Origin of the sequence: Holdemanella sp. MSK.7.32, assembly GCF_024460475.1 — a bacterium.
GTDB lineage: Bacteria > Bacillota_I > Bacilli_A > Erysipelotrichales > Erysipelotrichaceae > Holdemanella.
Genome location: NZ_JANFYN010000004.1, coordinates 61,312 through 84,693, shown reverse-complemented (window position 1 = coordinate 84,693; position 23,382 = coordinate 61,312). Strand labels below are relative to the sequence as shown.

The 23,382-nt window shown below is 35.3% G+C and carries 18 protein-coding genes; 3 read left to right on the top strand and 15 right to left on the bottom strand.

The window, feature by feature from the left end; all coding sequences use genetic code 11:
- Window positions 1–106: 106 nt before the first annotated feature.
- From NE544_RS01940 to NE544_RS01915, 6 genes are all read right to left on the bottom strand, one after another.
- A complete protein-coding gene (locus NE544_RS01940) occupies window positions 107–1,000 on the bottom strand; it encodes an alpha/beta fold hydrolase (RefSeq protein WP_256268128.1) in 894 nt (297 codons plus the stop codon).
- A gap of 99 nt (window positions 1,001–1,099) precedes the next feature.
- Entirely contained in the window at window positions 1,100–1,309 is a 210-nt protein-coding gene (locus NE544_RS01935; RefSeq protein ID WP_003864747.1) for a hypothetical protein, read from the bottom strand.
- A 51-nt stretch (window positions 1,310–1,360) separates the two neighbouring features.
- The gene (locus NE544_RS01930) at window positions 1,361–2,674 is read right to left on the bottom strand and encodes an MATE family efflux transporter (RefSeq protein ID WP_256268129.1); all 1,314 of its coding nucleotides are present in this window, start codon (window positions 2,672–2,674) and stop codon (window positions 1,361–1,363) included.
- Window positions 2,675–2,732: 58 nt separating this feature from the next.
- Window positions 2,733–3,674 carry an L-lactate dehydrogenase gene (locus tag NE544_RS01925; RefSeq protein ID WP_256268127.1) on the bottom strand — a complete coding sequence of 314 codons (942 nt, stop codon included), beginning with the start codon at window positions 3,672–3,674 and terminating at the stop codon, window positions 2,733–2,735.
- Window positions 3,675–3,685: 11 nt separating this feature from the next.
- A complete protein-coding gene (locus tag NE544_RS01920; RefSeq protein WP_256268126.1) occupies window positions 3,686–5,044 on the bottom strand; it encodes a sodium-dependent transporter in 1,359 nt (452 codons plus the stop codon).
- Window positions 5,041–5,826 carry a glycosyltransferase family 8 protein gene (locus tag NE544_RS01915; RefSeq protein WP_256268125.1) on the bottom strand — a complete coding sequence of 262 codons (786 nt, stop codon included), beginning with the start codon at window positions 5,824–5,826 and terminating at the stop codon, window positions 5,041–5,043. The genes NE544_RS01920 and NE544_RS01915 overlap by 4 nt, the downstream gene beginning before the upstream one ends.
- A gap of 78 nt (window positions 5,827–5,904) precedes the next feature.
- Here NE544_RS01915 and asnA point away from each other — a divergent pair, with 78 nt between their 5' ends.
- A complete protein-coding gene (gene asnA / locus NE544_RS01910) occupies window positions 5,905–6,912 on the top strand; it encodes an aspartate--ammonia ligase (protein WP_118114282.1) in 1,008 nt (335 codons plus the stop codon).
- A gap of 10 nt (window positions 6,913–6,922) precedes the next feature.
- Here the strand turns inward: asnA and NE544_RS01905 are convergent, their stop codons facing one another.
- The 3 genes from NE544_RS01905 to NE544_RS01895 are packed head-to-tail and all read right to left on the bottom strand — an operon-like array spanning window position 6,923 to window position 15,249.
- Complete coding sequence (locus NE544_RS01905) at window positions 6,923–7,210, bottom strand: hypothetical protein (protein ID WP_118114283.1); 288 nt, start codon at window positions 7,208–7,210, stop codon at window positions 6,923–6,925.
- Window positions 7,211–7,258: 48 nt separating this feature from the next.
- Complete coding sequence (gene rpoC / locus NE544_RS01900; RefSeq protein ID WP_118114284.1) at window positions 7,259–11,143, bottom strand: DNA-directed RNA polymerase subunit beta'; 3,885 nt, start codon at window positions 11,141–11,143, stop codon at window positions 7,259–7,261.
- An 8-nt stretch (window positions 11,144–11,151) separates the two neighbouring features.
- Window positions 11,152–15,249, bottom strand: a complete 4,098-nt coding sequence (locus tag NE544_RS01895; protein ID WP_256268123.1) for a DNA-directed RNA polymerase subunit beta — start codon at window positions 15,247–15,249, stop codon at window positions 11,152–11,154.
- Window positions 15,250–15,501: 252 nt separating this feature from the next.
- Here NE544_RS01895 and NE544_RS01890 point away from each other — a divergent pair, with 252 nt between their 5' ends.
- A complete protein-coding gene (locus NE544_RS01890; RefSeq protein ID WP_256268122.1) occupies window positions 15,502–16,209 on the top strand; it encodes a hypothetical protein in 708 nt (235 codons plus the stop codon).
- A gap of 15 nt (window positions 16,210–16,224) precedes the next feature.
- On the opposite strand, the gene NE544_RS01885 is transcribed toward NE544_RS01890, so the two are convergent.
- A complete protein-coding gene (locus tag NE544_RS01885; protein WP_256268121.1) occupies window positions 16,225–18,000 on the bottom strand; it encodes an acyltransferase family protein in 1,776 nt (591 codons plus the stop codon).
- Window positions 18,001–18,148: 148 nt separating this feature from the next.
- Here NE544_RS01885 and NE544_RS01880 point away from each other — a divergent pair, with 148 nt between their 5' ends.
- The gene (locus tag NE544_RS01880; protein ID WP_118114288.1) at window positions 18,149–19,357 is read left to right on the top strand and encodes an L-serine ammonia-lyase, iron-sulfur-dependent, subunit alpha; all 1,209 of its coding nucleotides are present in this window, start codon (window positions 18,149–18,151) and stop codon (window positions 19,355–19,357) included.
- A 32-nt stretch (window positions 19,358–19,389) separates the two neighbouring features.
- On the opposite strand, the gene NE544_RS01875 is transcribed toward NE544_RS01880, so the two are convergent.
- The 5 genes from NE544_RS01875 to NE544_RS01855 are packed head-to-tail and all read right to left on the bottom strand — an operon-like array spanning window position 19,390 to window position 23,373.
- A complete protein-coding gene (locus NE544_RS01875; protein WP_118114289.1) occupies window positions 19,390–20,040 on the bottom strand; it encodes a CBS and ACT domain-containing protein in 651 nt (216 codons plus the stop codon).
- A gap of 6 nt (window positions 20,041–20,046) precedes the next feature.
- On the bottom strand, window positions 20,047–20,751 hold the full coding sequence (locus NE544_RS01870; protein WP_154555373.1) for an ABC transporter ATP-binding protein: 705 nt from the start codon (window positions 20,749–20,751) through the stop codon (window positions 20,047–20,049).
- 7 nt (window positions 20,752–20,758) lie between these two features.
- Complete coding sequence (locus NE544_RS01865; protein ID WP_118011102.1) at window positions 20,759–21,538, bottom strand: ABC transporter ATP-binding protein; 780 nt, start codon at window positions 21,536–21,538, stop codon at window positions 20,759–20,761.
- Window positions 21,535–22,491, bottom strand: coding sequence for a branched-chain amino acid ABC transporter permease (locus NE544_RS01860; protein ID WP_118114290.1), 957 nt, complete (start codon window positions 22,489–22,491; stop codon window positions 21,535–21,537). Before NE544_RS01860 ends, NE544_RS01865 begins: the two co-directional genes overlap by 4 nt.
- Before the next feature lie 3 nt (window positions 22,492–22,494).
- Window positions 22,495–23,373 carry a branched-chain amino acid ABC transporter permease gene (locus tag NE544_RS01855; protein ID WP_118114291.1) on the bottom strand — a complete coding sequence of 293 codons (879 nt, stop codon included), beginning with the start codon at window positions 23,371–23,373 and terminating at the stop codon, window positions 22,495–22,497.
- Window positions 23,374–23,382: the final 9 nt, after the last annotated feature.

Genomic DNA, 23,382 nt, shown 5'->3' with positions numbered 1-23,382 from the left:
GAACTTCAGCCTTCCAAGCTGACTACGTGAGTTCGATTCTCATCACCTGCTCCATGTAAAAAACTACTCGCAATCGCGAGTTTTTTTGTATCCAAAATGCCAAGGATTAATCCTTGGCACTTTTTATAAATTCATATATATCCTCGTAAATTATTTGATTCTCTTTTTCATTTAAGATTTCATGTTTTAAAGTCGGATACAATTTACTAAATACATTCTTATATCCAACACCCATTAAAAATTGTTTCAATTGTTCAAATTTATCCTTGCCCTGAATGACCGGATCTTCTTGACCTGCAATCATAAATATATGTAAGTTTTCATTAGTGACATTCCATCCTTTTTTATCAAAAGCTTTGATCATCAATTGAAATAAGTTAATAAAACCATTCGTTGTAAATAAGAATCCACACAATTCATCCGCTTCATATTGCTCTACATTCTCAACACATTTACTCAACCAACGATTACCCGATTCATATCCTGCAAAAGCCATCTTATTCAATAAACCATTACCTTTCTTCTCCTTATAGAAAGGCTTTATTATTTTTGCCAATGCCAAGCCTAGACTTGCCGCCGAATTTTCAGTAGGAGGACCACACAAAATCAGTTGATCAATATATGCATCATATTTCTTTAAGTAACAACGAGCCACTAAAGTCCCCATACTGTGACTAAATAACGTTATCTCTAATCCAGGATACATATCACGTACGTACTCCGTAACCTGGAATAAATCATCCACAATATAATCAGCATTTTCGGTATAGAAATATCCATAGTCATTCTTAGATTTTACACTACCACCATGCCCTCTATGATCGTGGATCACACAAATATAGCCTCTTTCATTTAAATACTGCATAAAATCAAAATAGCGTTCTTTATGCTCGGCCATCCCATGTGAAAACTGTACAATTCCTTTGGGATTCTTGCACTCCATAATCGCAATCTCTAATTTTAACCCATCTTGTTTTGATGTAATTTTTTTAATTATCATATTATAGTACCTACATATCTTTCTTGTACTCATTGTATCAAATATATAATTATCAAAACTATACAAAAACAAAAAAAAGACCATTTTTCAATGGCCTTACTAGTTTTCACTAATTTCTACTTTTACTTTGTGATCTGCTTCCACATCAAAAGTAATTTTTGCGAAGTCATCCAAATGATTTGTGACAATATTATGAACCTGATCAAATACTTCGTCCTCTTTTTCTTCAGACTTGCAATCATATTCAATAGATGTAACTGTATGTTTTTTTATTTTTACATCTTTTAATTCTTCTAACATTGATTTCATAATTATCTACCTCGATATAAGTCTATCACTTATTAAATCCAGTTGTCAAATTTATGCATGAAGCCAATCTACCCTATGATAATAAATAAAGAACGTGATACTTGATAAAGACCAAGTAATTGGATAAATCCAATATACACACCAAATATTATGCACTAAAGCCCCCATGATTGTAAGACCTGTAACACGCACAAAACACCAACAAACCATCATTACAATCATTGGAATCATTGACTTCCCAGCCCCTCTTAAAATAGCCGACACACAATGTGAATACGCTAATAAACAAAAGAAGAAAGCACTCGTTTGTCCACGCAAAGTACCAAAATGAATAACTTCAGGTGTTGCGTCAAAGGCTGCAACAAACTGAGGACTGAAAACAAAGATGATTACACCAATAATTTCTGCCAAAGTCATCGAACAAATCATGCCAAACTTAGCACCCTTTAAAACACGATCATATTGGCGAGCCCCTAAATTCTGTCCGACAAACGTTGTAAGCGCCATTGTAAAGCTGGTAATCGGCAAGAACGCAAATCCTTCAATCTTAGAATAAGCTCCACATCCAGCCATCGCCATATCGCCAAAAGAGTTGATATTTGATTGAACTACAACATTTGCTAGACCAATAATTGAATTCTGAAATCCACTTGGCAAACCATACTTCAAAATCTCACCTAAAAACTCTTTATGAATTTTTACTTTAGAAGGAACAATACGATGCGTTCCCTTTGTCGTCAACAATAAATAGAGACAAAGACCTGCTGAAATATATTGCGAAATAATCGTAGCTAAAGCAGCCGATCCAACACCCATCTTAAGTACCGCAATAAAGAATAAGTCTAAGACAATATTCACTACACTTGATACAATCAAATAATATAACGAATGCTTACTATCTCCTACAGCCTGCAATATTCCTACAAAAAAGTTATACATTATCGATCCAAAAGAACCTAAAAAATATATTTTAAAATAAGTTACCGAAGCTGCCATCACACTATCTGGAGTTCCCATCCAACGAAGCAATGTAGGTGTAAAGAAAACACCAATAAGTGTCATAATAAAACTTACAATCAATCCAAACGCAACCGTTGTATGAATCGCATTTTGCATACGCTCTATTTCTCTTGCGCCAAAATAACGCGAAATGACTACACCTGCACCAATCGCAACCCCATTAAAGAAGCCAATCATCAAGAATATAATATTTCCACTTGAACTCACCGCCGCAAGTGCCTGACTCCCCAAAAAGTTTCCAACAATTAAGGAATCCACTGTATTGTATAATTGCTGAAATAAATTTCCTAATAAAATAGGTAACGCAAAGAAAACCATCTGTTTAGGAATCGATCCAGATGTCATTAACTTTTGTCCTTGTGCCAACCCTAACACCTCCTACACTACTAAAAGAAAAGGAAGCTTAAACTTCCTTGTAAAAACTTTGTAGATGACTACAAGAAGCATCAAACTGTTCTTTTTCTTCTTTTGTCATTCCAATCTCAACAACCTCTTTGACACCTATCGCATCTAAAACAGCCGGTACACTTGTGAATACACCATCTTGTCCATATTGACCATCTAAATACGTAGAAATAGGAAGTACTACGGATTCATTAAACATCAATGCACGAACAATACGTGTTGTACTTGCGGCAATACCATAACATGTATTCCCTTTACGATTGAAGATTTCCCAACCATCTTTCTTTACCGCTTCGTGAATACTTTCAAACATCCCCTCATTCATGCGTGTTGGATTATCTTTAATGATTTGGTAAATGTCTTTACCACCCACACGAACTGTACTCCATGGAATCATTTCACTATCCCCATGTTCACCTAAAACATAAGCATGAATACTCTTTGGATCTACATCAATACAATCAGCAATATGACATTGTAAGCGAGCTGAATCTAATAACGTTCCTGAACCAATGATTTGATTTGCTGGTAAACCAGAAACCTTATAAGCCACATAAGTCATAATATCGACTGGATTTGAAACAACTACGATAAATCCATCAAATCCATTTTCTATAGCACTCGAAACAATACTTGTAACAATCTTAGAGCTTGATTTTAAAGCCACTAAACGATCGTTTTCCTTACCCATTGGAGCACTTGCGGTAATAACCAAAACATCTGCATCTTTGCAGTCTGTATAATCTCCCAATTTAATTTCCATATTACGATTCATAAAGGCAATACTATGAATCATATCTAATGTTTCACCTTTAGCCCTTTCTGTATTCATATCAATTAATACAATTTCATCGCAAATTCCTTGATTGATCATGCAAAAAGCTGTACTTGCACCTACATTTCCTGCACCAACAATTACTACTTTTCTCTTTTTAATCATAATGGCTCCTCCTACAAAAATTTAGAGATATATCCCTGTATAAATATTACCAAAATAATAACAGGAATGATATATGAAACATAGAAACCAACTTGTTTAGGAAAAGAAATTCCCTCTCCGCAATTGGCTTCCTTTAAAAAGTTTTTAAATCCCCATCCATATTTAGATGTACAGAACAATACATAGCAAAGTGAGCCTAAAGGTAATAGATTATTTGATACAATAAAATCTTCTAAATCTTGGATAGTTGAACCAGCACCTAAAGGTTGAACAAAAGACAATACATTAAATCCTAATGCACATGGTAAAGATAACACAAAAACAAGCACAAAACTTACTTTGATTGTTTTTGAATGAGACCATCCTGTCCATTCCATTGTCATTGTGATGATATTTTCAAATACCGCAATAATTGTAGTTAATGCGGCAAAACTCAAAAACAAAAAGAACAAAGCACCCCAAATATTTCCAAATTGCATATTCGCAAAGATATTAGGTAATGTCTGGAAAATCAATCCAGGCCCTTGCCCAGGATCCACATTATACGCAAAACAAGCAGGAATCACAATAAAGCCTGCAACCAATGCAACAAATGTATCTAAACACACAACCGTAACGGCCTCAGATGTTAACTTCTTACTTTTATCAATGTAACTTCCAAATATCGCAATAGCACCAATACCTAAACTCAAAGTAAAGAAAGCTTGGCCCATGGCCGCAAATACGACATCCGATACATTTTGCATCTTTGAAAAATCAGGCAACAAGTAAAACTTTACGCCCTCCATAGCTCCTGGCAAAATGAGTGAACGAACAGCTAGCACAAGCATCAACACCAATAAACACAACATCATATACTTTGATACTTTTTCCACACCATTCTGCAAGCCTTTTGAACAAATGAAAAAACCAATACAAACAACTAGAAACATCATACCTACTTGAATCAAGGGATTTGACAACATTAAACCAAATTCATTATTAATTTGACCCACATTTAATCCATTAAAATCACCCATCAACATTTTGTAGCAATAATAAAACAACCATCCACAAACCGAAGTATAAAACATCATCAGTATGTAATTTCCTGCCATTGCCACATACTTCATAAAATGCCACTTTGTTCCTTTTGGCTCTAACACATCAAAAGATAGGGCTGCACTTTTTTGACTGGCACGTCCTACCGAATACTCCATAACCATAACTGGCAATCCTAATATGACTAGAAAAAATAAATAAATCAAGACAAATGCAGCACCTCCATATTGTCCTACAATATATGGAAAGCGCCATACATTACCAATTCCTATTGCGCATCCTGCGCTAATTAAAATAAATCCTAAACGATTTGAAAACCGATCTCTCATTCTTCCAACTCCCTATAAAAACAATCTAAACATCCTATATATTTACCATTCCAAGGTTTCATTCTTCCACAATAATGTATGATAACACTATTCTTTTTCACCCAATCAAGATCTATCCTACTTTTTGGATTTCTTAAATTATAGAAATTCATCATTCTCTCACTCAAATTATATTTACGATAATCTACTAGTTTTGCCTTATCTCCATATAATGCCGTCAATACATCTTGATCAAAAAGTACAAGATTTTTCTTATATGCATTCACATAATTTAAAATATCTTGCTTATTTAATTGCTTACGCAATAATTCTAAATTCATCAACAAGACCCCAGTATTGATATATGGCACATCTTCTTTTAGCCCTAATCTTTTCGCATTTAAATGCGTCATACGCTCATTTACATGACTCGAAGCGATATAAAGATTTCTTTCAAAATCCATGTTATACAATTCCCTTAAACTATGAATCACAACAATATCCACATCCAAGTAAAGAATTCGATCCAATGTCTTAGGCAACAAATCCGAAGCGAATAATCGATAATAAATTTCTAGAGGATATCGAGATGAAATAGGAAACCCCTTAAATTCTTCTTCCTTTACTTCTATAAAATGAAAAGTACATTCCAAAAAAGAACGTCTTAAATCATCCATGTGTTTTTGATTTAAGTCATGATGCAAAATATAGAAATCAATATTTTTGTCAAACCGAATGATGGAACGTATACATGTCTTTGTCAAATCTATGAATTTTGCGTTAATTGAAAATAGAATGTTCATAAAATGATTTTATCACAAAATAAATTGAAAATCTTTTCATATTTTGTGATACAATACTTACATTGAGGAGATGATGATATGAAACTTATTATACCTGAAAACTACGATCCAGTATTAACTGTTAGAGAGACACAAGAAGCTATTAAATATATCCGTGATACATTTCAATATGAATTTGGTAAAGAATTAAATTTATCAAGAATTTCAGCACCCTTATATGTTACACAAAGTTCTGGTTTAAACGACAACTTAAATGGTACAGAAAAACCCGTATCTTTTACCATGAAAGAACTTCCTGGTGAACAAATGGAAGTTGTGCACTCTTTAGCAAAATGGAAACGTATGGCTTTAAAGAAATATGGCTTTAAATTGCATGAAGGCTTATATACAAATATGAATGCCATTCGTAAAGATGAAGAATTAGATAACATTCATTCTGCTTATGTAGATCAATGGGACTGGGAAAAAATCATTTCTAAAAATGAACGCACAAAAGAAACATTAGTAGAACATGTACGTACTATCTTTAAAGTCATCAAGCATATGGAACATGAAGTTTGGTACAAATACCCTCAGGCAGTTAATCATTTACCTGATGATATTTTCTTTATCACAACTCAGGAACTATTAGATATGTATCCAAATATGAACGCAAAAGAAAGAGAAAACGCCATCACAAAAGAACATGGTTGCGTATTTGTGATGCAAATTGGTGATAAATTATCAAACAATGAAAAACACGATGGTCGTGCTCCAGACTATGATGACTGGACACTAAATGGAGATATCCTATTCTGGTATGAACCACTACAAAGTGCTCTAGAAATCTCTTCTATGGGAATTCGTGTGGATGAAGATACATTATTAGAACAATTGAAAAAAGAAAACTGTTTGGAAAGATGTGAATTACCTTTCCATAAAGCCATTCTAAATAAAGAATTACCATACACTTTAGGTGGAGGAATCGGTCAATCCAGACTATGTATGCTTTTACTAAAAAAAGCACATATCGGAGAAGTCCAGGCAAGCTTATGGCCTGAAGACATGGTCGATACATGCTTAAAAAATAATATTCAAATTTTGTAGGACAATTGTCCTACTTTTTTATTATAGTAGCATTGGAATTGGATATATAATTCTCATACTTTAAATCTGACAATTCACATCCATAAACTGAAATGTTTCCGTCACAAACAGTGATAGATCCATCTGTATTTTCTTGGTATCCATCATATATATAGGCACCTGCAAACAATAGGCCATCCATTATGTTATGTTTAATATCAATATCATCACATATTACACTAACAGTACATTGATCTTTCTTTGTGCTGCTTTTTAAATATGTGTAATACGCTCTACCTAAATCAAAATATTTTTCCATTTTTACTCCTAAAGAAAAGGAATAGGTATCTACCTACTCCTTATATTCTTATTCTTCAGATTGGATATCCATTGAATTATTGTCTGCAGTTTCTGCATCTTGTAGAATTGATTCTTCTACTGAAGCTTCTACACTATCCATCATATCTCTATCATCAGAGCCAGATACTAGTTTGTCGAACTCTTCATCATGAACTTCTTTCATACGTGCAATACGTTTGTCACGAAGTTCTTTTGCCTTTTCTGCAACAATTAGATTTTGTGGACGATCTCCCTGGCATCCAGTACCTGCAGGAATCAGCTTACCAATAATAACATTTTCTTTCAAACCGATTAAGTGGTCAACTTTACCCTTAATAGTCGCATCTGTAAGAACCTTTGTAGTTTCCTGGAATGAAGCGGCTGATAAGAAAGAATCTGTTTCAACAGAAGACTTAGAAATACCTAATAATACAGGTTTGAATGTAGCAGGAGTTTTACCGCTTAACAATGCGTTACGATTGATTTTTGTGATGTTATTCAATGATAATTGAACACCAACATTTAAATCAGTATCTCCACTATCGACAACGATTACTTTCTTCATCATCTGTTTGATCATTACTTCCAAGTGCTTATCGCTAATTTCGATACCTTGGCTTTGGTATACTTTCTTAACTTCCTTCAAGATATAATCTTGAACTTCACGTACACCAGCAACACGTAATAATTCTTTTGGATCTAATGGACCTTCAGTCAACGCAACACCGGCTTCAATCTTTGCACCAACTTGAACCCATGGACGCATAGACTGGTTCGCGTTAATTTTATGAGAAACACTTTCGTGTTCGTTTGTGATAATAACTTCTTGGCGCATTGTTCCTTCAATACGTTCGATTGAAGTAATTTCACCTGAAATTTGAGCAATTACCGCAACACCTTTTGGACAACGAGCTTCGAACAATTCTTCAACACGAGGCAAACCTTGAGTGATATCTTCTGCACCGGCACCGGCAACACCACCTGTATGGAATGTACGCATTGTTAACTGTGTACCTGGTTCACCAATTGATTGAGCCGCCATGATACCAATAGCTTCACCAACTTCAACGTCTTTACCAGTAGCCATGTTACGTCCATAACATTTACGACAAATACCTAAACGAGACTTACAAGTAAATACAGAACGGATATACATACCTGTAACACCAGCATCTACAATTTTCTTAGCAAGTTCATCAGTGATAAATTCATCACTCGCAATAATTAATTCACCTGTCTTTGGATCTGTTACATCTTGTTTAGAATAACGACCAACTAAACGATCTTGTAATGGTTCGATAACAGAGTTTGTTTTACGATCCATTAATGTTTCGATCCAGTAACCTTTATCTGTACCACAATCGTCTTCTTTGATAATTACATCTTGGGCAACATCAACCAAACGACGAGTTAAGTAACCAGATTCGGCTGTCTTTAAGGCAGTATCTGTAAGACCTTTACGCACACCGTGAGTCGAGATAAAGAACTCACTTACGTTCAATCCTTCACGGAAACAAGAATAGATAGGAACTTCTATGATGGTTGGTACATATTCACCAGCACCAGCTTTAGCGTGACCAGGTTTTGCCATTAAACCACGCATACCAGCTAACTGAGTAAAGTTTGACGCGTTACCACGAGCACCAGAAGTCGCCATCATGTTGATTGGGTTTTTACGAGGCAAGTTTTTCATCAATGATGTTACGATCTTGTCTTTTTGATCATCCCACATCTTAGATAAGTGACGTTCCCATTCTTCCATTGTCAACATACCTTTACGTTGTAAGTGTTTCAACTGATCGGCTTTAACACGACCCTCATCGATATATTCATCTTTGTGAGGAGCCACTTCGATATCTGACAAGGCAACTGTAATACCAGCTACTGTTGAATATTCAAATCCTAAAGATTTGATTTGGTCAAGAATTTCAGCAGTTTGATCTGCATCATAACGTTTGAAGACTTCGGCAATAACTTTACCTAAATCTTTTTTCTTAACCGCATCAACTAAAGGCATAGCTTCGATGTATTCTTTAATGTTTTGTCCTGGAGTAATAAAGTATTTATCAGGAGTGCTAATAAAGTTTTCTTTTGATACCTCATTAATATATGGGAAATCTTCAGGGAACATTGAGTTGAACACAATCTTACCAACTGTTGTAATTAAATAATCATTTTTATGTTTTTCATCAAACGATGTTTTATGCATATTGCATACAGGCAATGCGATACGAGTGTGAAGGTGAACTTGTTTCGACTGGTATGCCATCATAACTTCATCTTCATCTGTATATACATGACCTTCACTTTCACCAAAACGGTGCCAGTGAGCTGCTTCTAATGGGCAGCCAACTTCTTCGTAGTGTTTAGCTTCTGCAAAAAATTCTTCTTTTGTTTCTTCCATTGTTAAATAGAAGTTACCCATAACCATATCCTGTCCTGGCGTAACGATAGGTTTACCATCTTTAGGACCTAAGATATTGTGAGAACCAAGCATCATAACTAATGCTTCAGCACGAGCTTCTTCTCCTAATGGAACGTGGATGGCCATCTGGTCACCATCGAAGTCGGCGTTGAACGCAGTACATACTAATGGGTGAAGACGCATTGCACGTCCTTCTACTAATTTAGGCAAGAAGGCCTGAATACCCAAACGGTGTAATGTAGGTGCACGGTTCATTAATACAGGATATCCGTCGATTACTGTTTCAACAACATCCCAGATACGAGGATCACGACGTTCGATTAATTTTTCTGCATTTTTAGGATTTTGTGCTAATCCTTGGTTTACGATTTCATTAATGATAAATGGTTTAAACAAGTTAACTGCCATTTCACGTGGAATACCACATTGGTACATTTTCAAATCTGGTCCAACGGCAATTACAGAACGACCAGAGAAGTCAACACGCTTACCTAATAAGTTCTGACGGAAACGACCTTGTTTACCTTTTAATGAATGAGACAATGATTTTAATGCACGTCCACCAGCACCTGTAATTGGTTTTGAACGACGACCATTGTCAATTAAAGCATCTACAGATTCCTGTAACATACGCTTTTCGTTTTGAACGATAATATTTGGAGTACCCAAATCTAACAATTTACGTAAACGATTGTTACGAGTGATAACACGACGATATAAGTCGTTTAAGTCACTTGTCGCAAAACGACCACCATCCAATTGAAGCATTGGACGTAAATCAGGTGGTATTACCGGAATGTTAGTCAGAATCATCCATTCTGGTAAGTTTTCACTATTACGGAATGCATTGATTGTATCCAAACGTTTGATTAATTTCTTACGTTTTTCACCTTGTGCTTTTTCAAGTGCATCCTGTACTTCTTGATATTCAGATTCTAAATCAACATCTTGTAATAAACGTAGTACGGCTTCAGCACCTGTTTGAGCTGTAAATCCTGTTGAACCATAAATAGCTTGGTTTTCACGGAATTCACGTTCAGAAAGAATTTGTTTATAAGCTAAACCAGATTCTTTTGGATCCGTAACAATATAGCTTACGAAATATACAACTTCTTCCAATTGTTTTGGTGTTACATCCAACAACAATGCCATACGGCTAGGAATACCACGTAAGTACCAAATATGAGCTACTGGTGCAGCTAAGTGGATGTGACCCATACGCTCACGTCTTACGCTTGCTTTTGTGATTTCTACACCACAACGGTCACATACAACACCTTTAAAACGTACTTTTTTATATTTACCACAAGCACATTCCCAGTCCTTAGTTGGACCGAAAATGCGTTCGCAGAATAAACCATCACGTTCTGCTTTTTGTGAACGATAGTTAATTGTCTCAGGCTTTGTTACTTCACCATGACTCCATTTTAAAATCGTTTCTGGACTCGCTAAGCGAACCTGAATCGAGGCAAAATTGTTAATACTCATATTTTATACTACGCCTCCTCTTCTTCGTTATTTTCTTCTTCAATATCATCTACTAGCTCTTCCTTTTGTGTTTGTTCTGGTAAAGGTTGAGCTAGATGAACGTCCTGGTCATCATCATCTAATGTGATGTCAACCTCGTTATTGTTTTCATCTAACAAACGAATATCGATTGCTAAACCTTGTAATTCGTGCATCAATACACGGAATGATTCTGGAACACCTGGTTCTGGAATATCTTTACCTTTAATGATGGCTTCATAAGTCTTGATACGACCTTGAATATCATCTGATTTGATTGTCAAGATTTCTTGTAATGTGTGGGCAGCACCATATGCTTCCAATGCCCAAACTTCCATTTCTCCAAATCTCTGACCACCATTTTGAGCTTTACCACCCAATGGCTGCTGAGTAACTAAAGAATATGGACCTGTAGCACGAGCGTGTAGTTTATCGTCAACCATGTGGGCCAACTTGATCATGTACATTACACCGACACTAATACGTTCATCGAATGGTTGTCCAGTTTGTCCATCATATAATACCTGTTTTCCATCGACAGTCATGCTTGCTTCGCGCATTACATCTTGTAAGTCTTCATTTGATAAACCATCAAATACTGAAGTAGAGAATTTAACACCTAATTTACGAGCAGCGTAACCTAAGTGGATTTCTAAGATCTGTCCGATGTTCATACGTGAAGGTACACCGAATGGGTTCAACAAGATATCAACTGGATGTCCATCAGCCATAAATGGCATATCTTCGATAGGTAAAATCTTAGAGATGACACCTTTGTTACCGTGACGACCAGACATCTTATCACCTTCAGAAATCTTACGTTTCTGAACGATATATACTTTAACACGCATATTTACTCCAGGAGGAAGATCCGATCCATCTCCACGTTTAAATACACGAATAGAATGAACAATACCAGCACCACCATGAGGTACTTTCAATGAATTGTCACGAACTTCACGTGATTTTTCACCAAAGATTGCTAATAATAATTTTTCTTCAGGACTAACTTCACTTTGTCCTTTTGGAGTAACCTTACCAACTAAGATATCTCCTTCTTTAACTTCGGCACCAACCATGATGATACCATTTGAATCTAACTTACGAACGGCTGCTTCACCAACGTTAGGAATATCACGAGTGATTTCTTCTGGACCTAACTTAGTTTCACGACAGTCAATATCATATTCTTCTACGTGGATTGAAGTATATACATCATCACTAACCATACGTTCTGACATGATGATGGCATCCTCGTAGTTATATCCATGCCATGTTGTATATGCAATAACAACGTTTTGACCTAAAGCCAATTCTCCATTTTGCATACTTGGACCATCAGCTAAGATATCGCCTTTTTCAACCTTTTCACCAACTTCTACAATTGGACGTTGGTTGATACAAGTGCTTGCGTTTGAACGAGCAAACTTACGTAACTGATAAGTGTGGTTTTCACCTTCATTATCTTTAACTACGATACGCAAACCATCTACATATTCAACTACACCATCTTGTTTTGCGACAATACCAACACCTGAGTCCTTAGCAATTTTATATTCAATACCAGTACCTACATAAGGTGAATGAGGAACTAATAATGGAACGGCCTGACGCTGCATGTTGGCACCCATTAAGGCACGAGACGCATCATCGTTTTCCAAGAATGGGACACAGGCAGTCGCTACAGATACGATCTGTTTTGGACTGACGTCGGCAAGTTCTACTTCATTACGATCCGCGATGATAGTTTCACCAGCCTTACGAGCTACGACACGTTCATTTACTAAATGACCATCGCGAACCTCATTGGCCTGAGCGATTACATAATCTGCTTCTTCATCAGCACTTAAGTAAACTGTATCTTCACTAACAGTACCATCCGCATTTACCTTACGGTAAGGCGTTTGAATAAATCCATATTCATTGATACGAGCATATGTAGTTAAGTTATTGATCAAACCGATGTTTGGCCCTTCTGGCGTTTCGATTGGACAAATACGACCATAGTGAGAGTTGTGAACGTCACGTACTTCGAAACTTGCACGATCACGACTGATACCACCTGGACCTAAGGCTGAAATACGACGTTTATTTGTCAATTCAGCTAGAGGGTTTTGTTGATCCATGAACTGTGATAACTGTGAACTAGAGAAGAATTCTTTAATTGCAGCTGTCAAAGGACGAATGTTTGTCAATTTTCTAGGAGTTAAGCTATCCATTTCTTGAATTGACATACGTTCTTTAACGACACGTTCCATACGAGATAAACCAATACGGAACTGGTTCTGAATCAATTCACCAACAGAACGAATACGACGGTTACCTAACATATCGATATCATCTGTTGTTCCTACACCTTCCATAACGTTTAAGCTATATGAGAAGAATGCATACATATCTGAAACTGTAATTGTGTGTTTATTTGCGAATGGGTCATTTCCAGCAACACGGACTTCATCCCCATTATCGTCAATAATATATAATTCTTGAACACATGCACCAATCAACCATGCTGTGATATCTTCACTTAAAGCACGTTGTTTAACTTGTGTTTCAACATCACTATCGATGGCATCTGGACTTACACCAACCATATAACGGTTCGCAACTAATTCCATATCTGCATCAACAATATCTTCACCTTGAGCATTTGTTAAACGTCCAAGAGCATATAAACGTTGACCATAGTTAAATACAGAATCCATATTTTCGGCTGTTAACTTAACTGGTTGTGCAAACAATCCTGCAAAAATATCAACATTTTCAACAACCTTTTGGATTGCTAAAACATCTTGTTCAGTTAATACTGTACCAGCATCTAAATAAGCATCTTCTGTTTCAACATCACTAGCTAATACACGACCAATTAATCCTGTAGTCCAGCTTGTTGGAATTGAAACGATATCTTCTTCATGGAATTCTGAGCGGAATGGATAAGCGACACAATAAGTACCCTTAGCCAATTCTTCACGTAATGCATTTCTTTCATCACGGTGAACCATAGTACCTTTTTCCATGAATACGTTGCCATTTACATCAACAATATCATGAGCAAGGCTCATACCATACATACGGTCGATCGCATTTAATTTCTTACGTAATTTATAACGACCAGCTTTTGTCAAGTCATAACGACGGTGATCAAAGAATTTTGCTTGCATCAAAGTGATTGATCCATCTAATGTAGGGATTTCATCACTTCTTTGATTTTCATAGAAAGAAAGTAAAGCTTCCTGAGTTGTTTTTACTTTATCGTTCAATAAAGTGTTTTCGATTTCTTCATATTTACCGAAGAAAGCAGTATACAACAACAAATACATATTCATGTATTCGCGATCTTCTGCATCTGTAGCTACATCAGACCAGTTACGTCCCATTGCATGAAGGAATGTTTCCATCATTGATGTATCGTGAGTATCTTCGTTCACTCCGATATTCAAAGACATACCAATCGCCTTGAATAAAATACTGAATAATACTTTACGGCGACGGTCAATAGAAACATTAATTAAACGTCCGTTTGTAGTTTTCTTTTGTTCAGTCATGAACTCTAACCAAGTACCACGACTTGGAATTAATTCACAACTATAGTTTTGTTTACCAGTTTTTTCATCATAACTGTCTGCAAAATATGCTCCTGGAGAACGTACGATCTGACTAACGATTACACGTTCTGCACCATTGATGATGAATGTACCAGTTTCTGTCATTAAAGGGAAATCCCCTAAATATACTTCTTCACTCTTAGTTACAACTTCCCCAGTTTCTGAGTCTGTAACTTCCAATTCCATATCTGCATATAGAGGTGCTGCAAAGTTGCATTCTCTATACATAGATTCTTCTGCGTTATATTTTGGTTCTTCAAAATGATAACGAAGGAAATTTAAGCGAATGTTTTTTCCATAGTTTTCAATTGGATAGATTTCTTCAAATACTTCTTGGATACCTTGTTGCGTAAACCATTTAAATGAATCTGTCTGGATTTCGACAAGATTAGGTAACTCTAATTTACCACTAACCTTTGAGTAATCTCGGCGGGAAGATTTTTTTCCACACGAGACAATACGATATGCTTTGTTGTTGTCCATGCATGCCATCCTTTCGTTCGAATTTGTACTATACTAGGTGGTTTTCATCTGAAAACACACACTATTATGCAATTTATTATACTACTAGTAAAACCACCAAATGTCAATAAAAACTTGACAAAATTTAAAAAATGAGTTATAAATATTGCCTATCCTTTTTAAGCACCTGCACAAAGTAGGTGCTTTTTCATTTGTCCATTTTGACATCCCCTTTAATTATGCATACAATATAAACGTTTAAAGGAGTTCCGAATGAAAAAATTTTTAACCCTAATTATAACTTGTTTTTTATCGCTTAGCCTTGCAGGATGTTCAAACTCAAAAAACAATGATGACATCCTTACATTCTTTGATGCATTAGGTAATACATTAAATCTAAAAAGCGCCCAAATCAATGGAACATTGGATATGAAAGATTCAAAAATGAATATTGATGCACAAATTCTTCAAAAAGAAGATCTACAAGTTGCTACTTCAATCGGTTTAGTTGCAGGCGATAATGTGAAAAATAATTTTTTAAACTTTTACATTAAAGATGGAAAAACATATTTAAATTCTATGGGCACAAAAACCCAAAGTACAGTCGATAAGATTGGACTTAAAAAGAATTCAAAATTAAATACATACAACCCATTTCTAGATTTAACTGACGATCAATTATGCGAATTATTTGATTCCTCTAAAAAAGAAAATGATACATATACTTTTAAAGTCAACACATCTAAATTAGCCACCCTTCTAGATAATATGGGATCTATAAAACTAGATGATGCAACGCTTGAAGCAACTATCAAAAACAAAAAAATCTCACACATGATTTTAAGCTTTACAGGTAAACAAACCGTAGATAAAGCAAGTGCAGATATTGATATTTCAATCGAACTTAGCATCAAAAAATTAAATAAAATCAATTTCCCAAATGATTTAGATTCATATACAAAAGAAACTGCAGAAGATTAATTCCTCTGCAGTCTTTTATTTATTCGCTTTTTTTTCAATCTCTTTTTGTTTTTGCATAACCTCATTAATTTTTTCTTGAATTAAATGAGCATATGCATCAGCGCCCTCTTCAATCGGATGAATTCCATCTGCTTCTAATAAATCTGTATGCTTAGAAATATACGAGTTCCAATCTATAATCGTTACATTTGAATGTTTTTTAGCCAATTCATTCAGATATTTATTGTTACTAGCTTCCCATTCAACTCCAGGCGCATACACATTGACCCAGAATATAGACTTATCTTTACCAATCATTTCTAACAGTTGTTCAACTGTATTCTCATCCAAAACACCATTTGTTCCAAGTGAAATCACAACTGTATTATGAATATTTCCTTGAGACTGATACCAACTTAAAATGTCTAGAGCATGATATATTTGTCTTGAAACAGCTGCATCTATTGTTGCATCCGGATAAATATCTTGAATATTTGTATATGCCGACAACATGACAGAATCCCCTAAACAAAATAATTCTTTATCCGATACTTTCTGTGAGTTTCCACTTGAAGCATAGTCGTCAACTTTGCCTTTTTCAACACTACCATCCGATTTTGCGTTTCTCTTATTTGCCTCTATTGCTTTTTCATTTTCTGCTATACGCTTCTGCAATTCTGTAGAATCTATCTCTTTTGAGGTTGCTAAAGCAATAACACCTGTGGCCTGAAATACAAACCCAACGATTCCACAAGCCAACACGGCTTTTTGAAATTTAGGTTTAATTTGTTTATATTTAAATACCTTCAAGAAATAGTTTGACCATATAACCAACAAAATCAATATCACAAACTCAAACAAATAGATCACAAAATTTGTATTCCAATCTTTATATTGAAATAAATAAATAACTGGATATTGCCATAAATAAATTTCATAACTATGTTGACCAATCCACTTTAACACTGGAACATCCAATGAGATTGAACTATCTGCCGTTTTTTCGACTATATACAAAGATAAAACCGTCATTAATGCAAGTACAAACAAATAAACAACTGGCATTCGCCCATCAAAAATAAAGCATGAAATCACAAACACTCCAAGCAACCCAATTGAGGTATAAAAATTCTTTTTAGTTGCTTCCCCTTTTGTATACATCCAACCTAGAAGCATGCCCGCAAACAATGAATAAATTCGCGTATCTGTTCCATAATATAATCGTGTAACATTCACTCTACATAAATATAGAATTGGCATCACAAGCGCAAAGCCAACTGTTACACCAAACATAGTTTTAATTGTGAATGATTCTCCTTTTTTATCTTTCAATTTATACATTCCAAACAATAATAATGGAAAAATCACATAGAACTGCATCTCTATAGATAAAAACCATAAATGCGAGAATGGCGAAGTATTCGCAATACGCGTAAAATAATCAATACTTTGCGAAATTTGCCACCAGTTATTGAAACCAGCCAAAATACTAAACACCTGCATTTTCATGTTATACAATGCGTCCTTAGCCAAAATAAAATAGATTCCCAATGTAGTAAATACCATCACAAGTAATGGTGGGTATATTCTTTTGATTCTGGCAAGATAGTAATCACGCAATGAAAACTCTTTTTGATTCATCTTCTTCTTTGCTGATACCACCAACAAGAATCCAGTTAATACAAAGAATAACACAACTCCTAAGTATCCACCCCTAAAAACACTAGGAAACATATGGAATAGTGTAATCGCAATAATCGCAACCCCACGCAATCCGTCCATTCCCCTTAAACGTCCGTCTTCTTTTTTCATATCTACATATCCCCTTAGATGCTTACTTTAAGCACCATCTATTTTAGCACAATCAAATCTTAATAATTATTAATAAATATATAATTTTTTAATATCCCTTTTTCAAAAAATACAATATAATATATTAAGATTCTGAGAGGAAAATAACATGCAAAGTATTAAGACAATTTATAAAATCGGACCAGGTCCTAGCAGTTCACACACATTTGGTCCAATGATGGCTTCTAAATATATCAATGAACAGTATCCAGAAGCTACAAACTTCAAAATCACATTATTTGGTTCTTTAGCACTTACGGGAAAAGGGCACCTTACAGACAAAATCATATTAAAAACGTTAGGCACTAGTAAATGCGAAATCATTTTTGATATGAAAACCCCTGTTGAACACCCAAACACAATGATCATTGAAGTTTTTGACAAAGATACAAAAATTGCAGAACATACATTCGTATCTATTGGTGGTGGAAAAATCGAAATCGATGGAAAAAAAGGAAATGTAGACCCAGAAATTTATCCACACACAAAGATGGATGATATTCAAGTTTATTGTAATGAACGTCATTTACGTTTAGACCAATATATCGATGAAGTGGAAGATTCTGATTTTGACTCTTACATGAATCAAATCTTTAAACAAATGTTGAAAACAGTAAATACCGGATTAAAGAAGACTGGTGTTTTACCTGGAAGCTTGAAAATTGACCGTGTAGCGCATGCCTTACATCAGTCGGCACAAAGCTGTAATGATATCCAAGACAAAAACAGTTTATTATTAAGTAGTTATGCCTATGCAGCCAATGAACAAAACGCAAGCGGAGGCATTGTCGTAACAGCTCCAACCATGGGTAGCTGTGGCGTTCTACCTAGTCTTGTATATCATTTCTATCACGATCAAAATTATCCTAAAAAGACAATTATCCAAGGACTTAAAGTCGCTGGATTGATTGGAAATCTAATTCAGACAAACGCAACCATCTCAGGTGCCAAAGCTGGATGCCAAGCAGAAGTTGGTGCTGCCTGCTCTATGGGCGCTGCTTTTGTCGCTTATTGTCAACTTCAAAATAACGAACAAATCGAATGTGCTGCTGAAATTGGATTAGAACACCATCTAGGACTTACATGCGATCCAGTTGGCGGATACGTAATGATTCCTTGTATTGAAAGAAATGCAGTAGCTGCCCAAAGAAGTGTAGATGCCGCAAGACTTGCCAAATATTTACGTAACGTAAAAAAGAATCGTGTTAGTTTTGATATGGTTGTTCAAACCATGAATCTAACAGGAAAGAAACTTCCAATTGAACTAAAAGAAAGTGCACTTGGCGGATTAGCCGTAGTTGTACCAGAAAAAGCTTAAAGGCCTAATTCATGTGAATTAGACCTTTTTTTCTATTTATCACGAACGAAACACTCTAATACTTTATAGCCTTTACGCTCTAAATCTGCTTGTAAATCATCTGGTTCAATAGTATCACAACGAATGACTAGATTGGCAATTCCATCTTCAAAAGAATACACACCAATATGATTGATATTCACTTTATTCTCAACAAAGATTTCCGACAACTTACCAATCGCACCAATTTCATCTTTTACGGCAACCGTAATTCTTGAACCCACTTCATCCCATCCAAGAACATTCAAGAAACATTTAAACACATCATTCTGCGTTACAATACCTGTAACTTCGCCAGAAGCATTTGTGACCGGCAAACATCCAATGTTGTTTTTCAACATTTTCTGTGTTGCATATTCCATCAATTCATTTTCATCGACAGAAATGACTTTTTTTACCATCACTGTGCTTACAGTCGTTTTTGACAATAAATAATTTAATTCATATATGCTTAAGCTTGTCGCATTCGTTGTACCCGAATTAGAAATCATACCTTCTGTAATCAATCCAACAAGTTTTCCTTTTTCAACAACAGGAACACGGTGAATTCCCTTTTCCTTCATTAAATCAATGATTTGTGAAATCGTTGCATCTGGTTCAGCACATATAACATTTTTTGTCATATAATCCTTAACTTTAAACATACTTTATTATCCTCCTAGATATGCCTTTTGAACATCCGAACTCTTTGCCAATTCCTCACCAGTACCTGACATAACAACTTTTCCAGTTTCTAATACATAGGCACGATGCGCAATTGATAATGCCATCTTAGCATTTTGTTCAACTAATAAAACCGTAGTACCTGCTTTATTGATTTCTTCGATGATGTTAAATATCTCCTTAACTAAAATAGGAGCTAACCCCATACTTGGTTCATCTAAAAGCAACAATTTAGGTTTTGCCATTAGTGCTCGCCCCATAGCTAACATCTGCTGCTCACCACCAGATAAAGTAGAAGCATCCTGATTCATACGTTCTTTTAAGATAGGAAACTGCTCACAAACCTTTTCATAATCGCGTTTGATTCCATCCTTATCTTTTCGTAAAAAAGCTCCCATCATCAAGTTTTCATATACGCTCATTCCTGTAAAAATACGACGACCTTCTGGCACCTGTGTTAAACCCATTTCAACAATATGTTTAGGATTTGCCTTCATAATTGACTCGTTTAAGAACATGACATCGCCACTCGTCTTTTTTACAATGCCACTAATGGACTGCATCATTGTTGTTTTTCCAGCTCCATTAGCACCAATCAACGCAACAATTTCACCTTCATTTACTTCTAAACTGATACCTTTTAAAGCTTCAATTACACCATAATGTACGTGAAGATCTTTTATTTCTAACATTGCCATACTAGATCTCCTCTCCTAAATATGCCTTAACTACAAACTCATTTTGTTTAATTTCTTCAGGCGTACCATTCGCTATCATTTTACCATAGTTCAAAACATAAATACGCTCACAAATCTTCATAACTAAAGACATATCATGTTCAATCAGGATTACGGTTAATTTATATTTTTCTCGAATATGATCAATCAATTCAGTTAACTCTTTTGTTTCCTGCGGATTCATACCTGCCGCTGGCTCATCTAAATAAAGAATTTTTGGTTGAATTGCCAAAGCACGTGCAATCTCTAATCTTCTTTGTTTACCATATGGAAGATTTGTCGCCAATTCATTTCTTAAAGAATACAATCCCACTTCTTTTAATAATTCTTCCGCCTTTTCTTCGACCCACTTCTCTTCTTTATAATACGTAGGCAAACGCAAAATTGCAGCTAATGTTCCATAACGAATATTTTTATGCATCGCAACTTTAACATTTTCTAAGACTGTCATTGATTTAAATAAACGAATATTTTGAAAAGTTCGTGCAACTCCTAAATTTGTGATTTTATAAGGCTTCAATCCACCAATCTGAATACTTTTATCCTGATCCATTAACTCAATCAAACCACTACTTGGTTCATATACACCTGTCAACAAGTTGAATAATGTTGTTTTACCAGCACCATTCGGTCCAATCAAACCAATAAGTTCCCCTTCATTGATTGTCATTGATACGTTGGAGACTGCACAAAGACCACCAAAATTCTTTGTCAGATTTTTAACATTTAGAATCGTTTTCATGCAGATTTCTCCTTTCGCTTATCAAACAACTTTTTAAAAGATAATTCCTTAGTTCCTAAGATACCTGTCGGTTTAAAAATCATAATTCCAACTAGTGCCAAACCATAAATAATCATTCGTATTTCTGAGAAGTTTGCCAAAACGACATTGATAATACCAATCGCAACAGCTGCTAAAACACTTGATGTCATAGAGCCCATACCACCAAATACGACCATAACTAAGATGTCAATTGACTTATTAAAAGTAAATTGATCCGGTTTGATAACATAGAAATTACATGCGAACAATGCACCAGCTAATGAAGCTAATAATGCCCCAATCACAAATGCAATAACTTTATACTTTGTCGTATTGATACCCATTGCCTCACTAGCAATTTCATCTTCACGAATCGATAAACAGGCTCTCCCTGGAGCGGAATGTGTAAAGTTACAAACAACTAGAATAGCAATAACGGCACATACAAACAACAATGGAAATGTAGTTAATTTAGGAATTCCATTTAATCCGGCCGCTCCATTTGTGATTTCCATATTTTGCACTAGGATACGTACAATTTCCGCAAAACCCAAAGTCGCAATCGCCAAATAATCCCCTTTCAAACGCAATGTTGGAATAGAGACAATCAAAGCTACAATGGTTGAAAGTGCAAAGCCAATCAATACTCCAATAGCTAAGCCCGTCATATTTGGCATCATTTTTACCATAATACCAGCACAATAAGCTCCAATACACATAAATCCAGCATGTCCTAATGAAAACTGGCCACATACACCAATAACTAAATTTAACGAAACAGCTAGAATAATATTAATGAAGATATTATATAGAGTAATGGAATAATAAGATCCAATTATTCCAACTTTCATTAAAATGGTTAAAACTACAAAAGACACAATAGAAAGTAAAAGCCAAGCAAGATTTGCCTTATTCAATAATTCTTTACGCATGACTTACACCTTCTCTCTAACGTTTTTACCTAATAAACCAGCTGGTTTTAAGATTAAAATCAAAATCAATATAATGTAGACAATCGCATCTTTATACAAAGAACTACCATATGCGGTAACCATAGTTTCAGCAATCCCAATAAATAATCCACCAATCATAGCACCTGGAATACTTCCAATACCACCAAATACTGCAGCAATAAATGCTTTTAATCCTGGTGTCATTCCCATCAAAGGATTGATTGAATTATAATAAATTCCAACTAAAACGCCGGCAACACCTGCTAAAGCTGACCCTAAAAGGAATGTAAATGAAATTGTTTTATCCACATCGATACCCATTAAACGTGCAGCATCTTCATCAACACTTACAGCACGCATGGCACGGCCCATTTTTGTCTTTTGAACAATAAACTGCAAAACAACCATTAAAATAACAGTAATGACAAAAATATAGACTTGTTGCATCGTAATTGTGACAGGTCCTAAATGAAATGATGCACTCGTTAATAATTTAGGATACGTTCTTACTTCACTACCCATGATATATTGTGTTGCATACTCCAAGACATAACTTACACCAATTGCTGTAATCAATGCGGTAATTCGAGTCGCATGACGAAGTGGCTTATATGCGATGCGCTCAATCAATACACCTACAACACCACAGAAAATCATTGAAATTAATAGTGCAGGAATAAACCCTAAACCGCAATATGTTGTTATTAGAAATGCACAATAAGCTCCTAACATATAGATATCTCCATGTGCAAAGTTGATCAATTTAATAATTCCATAAACCATGGTATATCCTAAGGCAATCAATGCGTAAATACTTCCTAAGGATAGACCATTGACTAGTTGTTGTAAAAAAGCTGTCATATTAACCTC

Coding starts and splice junctions, on each gene's coding strand:
- NE544_RS01940 (WP_256268128.1), bottom strand. CDS start 1,000: ATGATAATTAAAAAAATTACATCAAAACAAGATGGGTTAAAATTAGAG.
- NE544_RS01935 (WP_003864747.1), bottom strand. CDS start 1,309: ATGAAATCAATGTTAGAAGAATTAAAAGATGTAAAAATAAAAAAACAT.
- NE544_RS01930 (WP_256268129.1), bottom strand. CDS start 2,674: ATGACATCTGGATCGATTCCTAAACAGATGGTTTTCTTTGCGTTACCT.
- NE544_RS01925 (WP_256268127.1), bottom strand. CDS start 3,674: ATGATTAAAAAGAGAAAAGTAGTAATTGTTGGTGCAGGAAATGTAGGT.
- NE544_RS01920 (WP_256268126.1), bottom strand. CDS start 5,044: ATGAGAGATCGGTTTTCAAATCGTTTAGGATTTATTTTAATTAGCGCA.
- NE544_RS01915 (WP_256268125.1), bottom strand. CDS start 5,826: ATGAACATTCTATTTTCAATTAACGCAAAATTCATAGATTTGACAAAG.
- asnA (WP_118114282.1), top strand. CDS start 5,905: ATGAAACTTATTATACCTGAAAACTACGATCCAGTATTAACTGTTAGA.
- NE544_RS01905 (WP_118114283.1), bottom strand. CDS start 7,210: ATGGAAAAATATTTTGATTTAGGTAGAGCGTATTACACATATTTAAAA.
- rpoC (WP_118114284.1), bottom strand. CDS start 11,143: ATGAGTATTAACAATTTTGCCTCGATTCAGGTTCGCTTAGCGAGTCCA.
- NE544_RS01895 (WP_256268123.1), bottom strand. CDS start 15,249: ATGGACAACAACAAAGCATATCGTATTGTCTCGTGTGGAAAAAAATCT.
- NE544_RS01890 (WP_256268122.1), top strand. CDS start 15,502: ATGAAAAAATTTTTAACCCTAATTATAACTTGTTTTTTATCGCTTAGC.
- NE544_RS01885 (WP_256268121.1), bottom strand. CDS start 18,000: ATGAAAAAAGAAGACGGACGTTTAAGGGGAATGGACGGATTGCGTGGG.
- NE544_RS01880 (WP_118114288.1), top strand. CDS start 18,149: ATGCAAAGTATTAAGACAATTTATAAAATCGGACCAGGTCCTAGCAGT.
- NE544_RS01875 (WP_118114289.1), bottom strand. CDS start 20,040: ATGTTTAAAGTTAAGGATTATATGACAAAAAATGTTATATGTGCTGAA.
- NE544_RS01870 (WP_154555373.1), bottom strand. CDS start 20,751: ATGTTAGAAATAAAAGATCTTCACGTACATTATGGTGTAATTGAAGCT.
- NE544_RS01865 (WP_118011102.1), bottom strand. CDS start 21,538: ATGAAAACGATTCTAAATGTTAAAAATCTGACAAAGAATTTTGGTGGT.
- NE544_RS01860 (WP_118114290.1), bottom strand. CDS start 22,491: ATGCGTAAAGAATTATTGAATAAGGCAAATCTTGCTTGGCTTTTACTT.
- NE544_RS01855 (WP_118114291.1), bottom strand. CDS start 23,373: ATGACAGCTTTTTTACAACAACTAGTCAATGGTCTATCCTTAGGAAGT.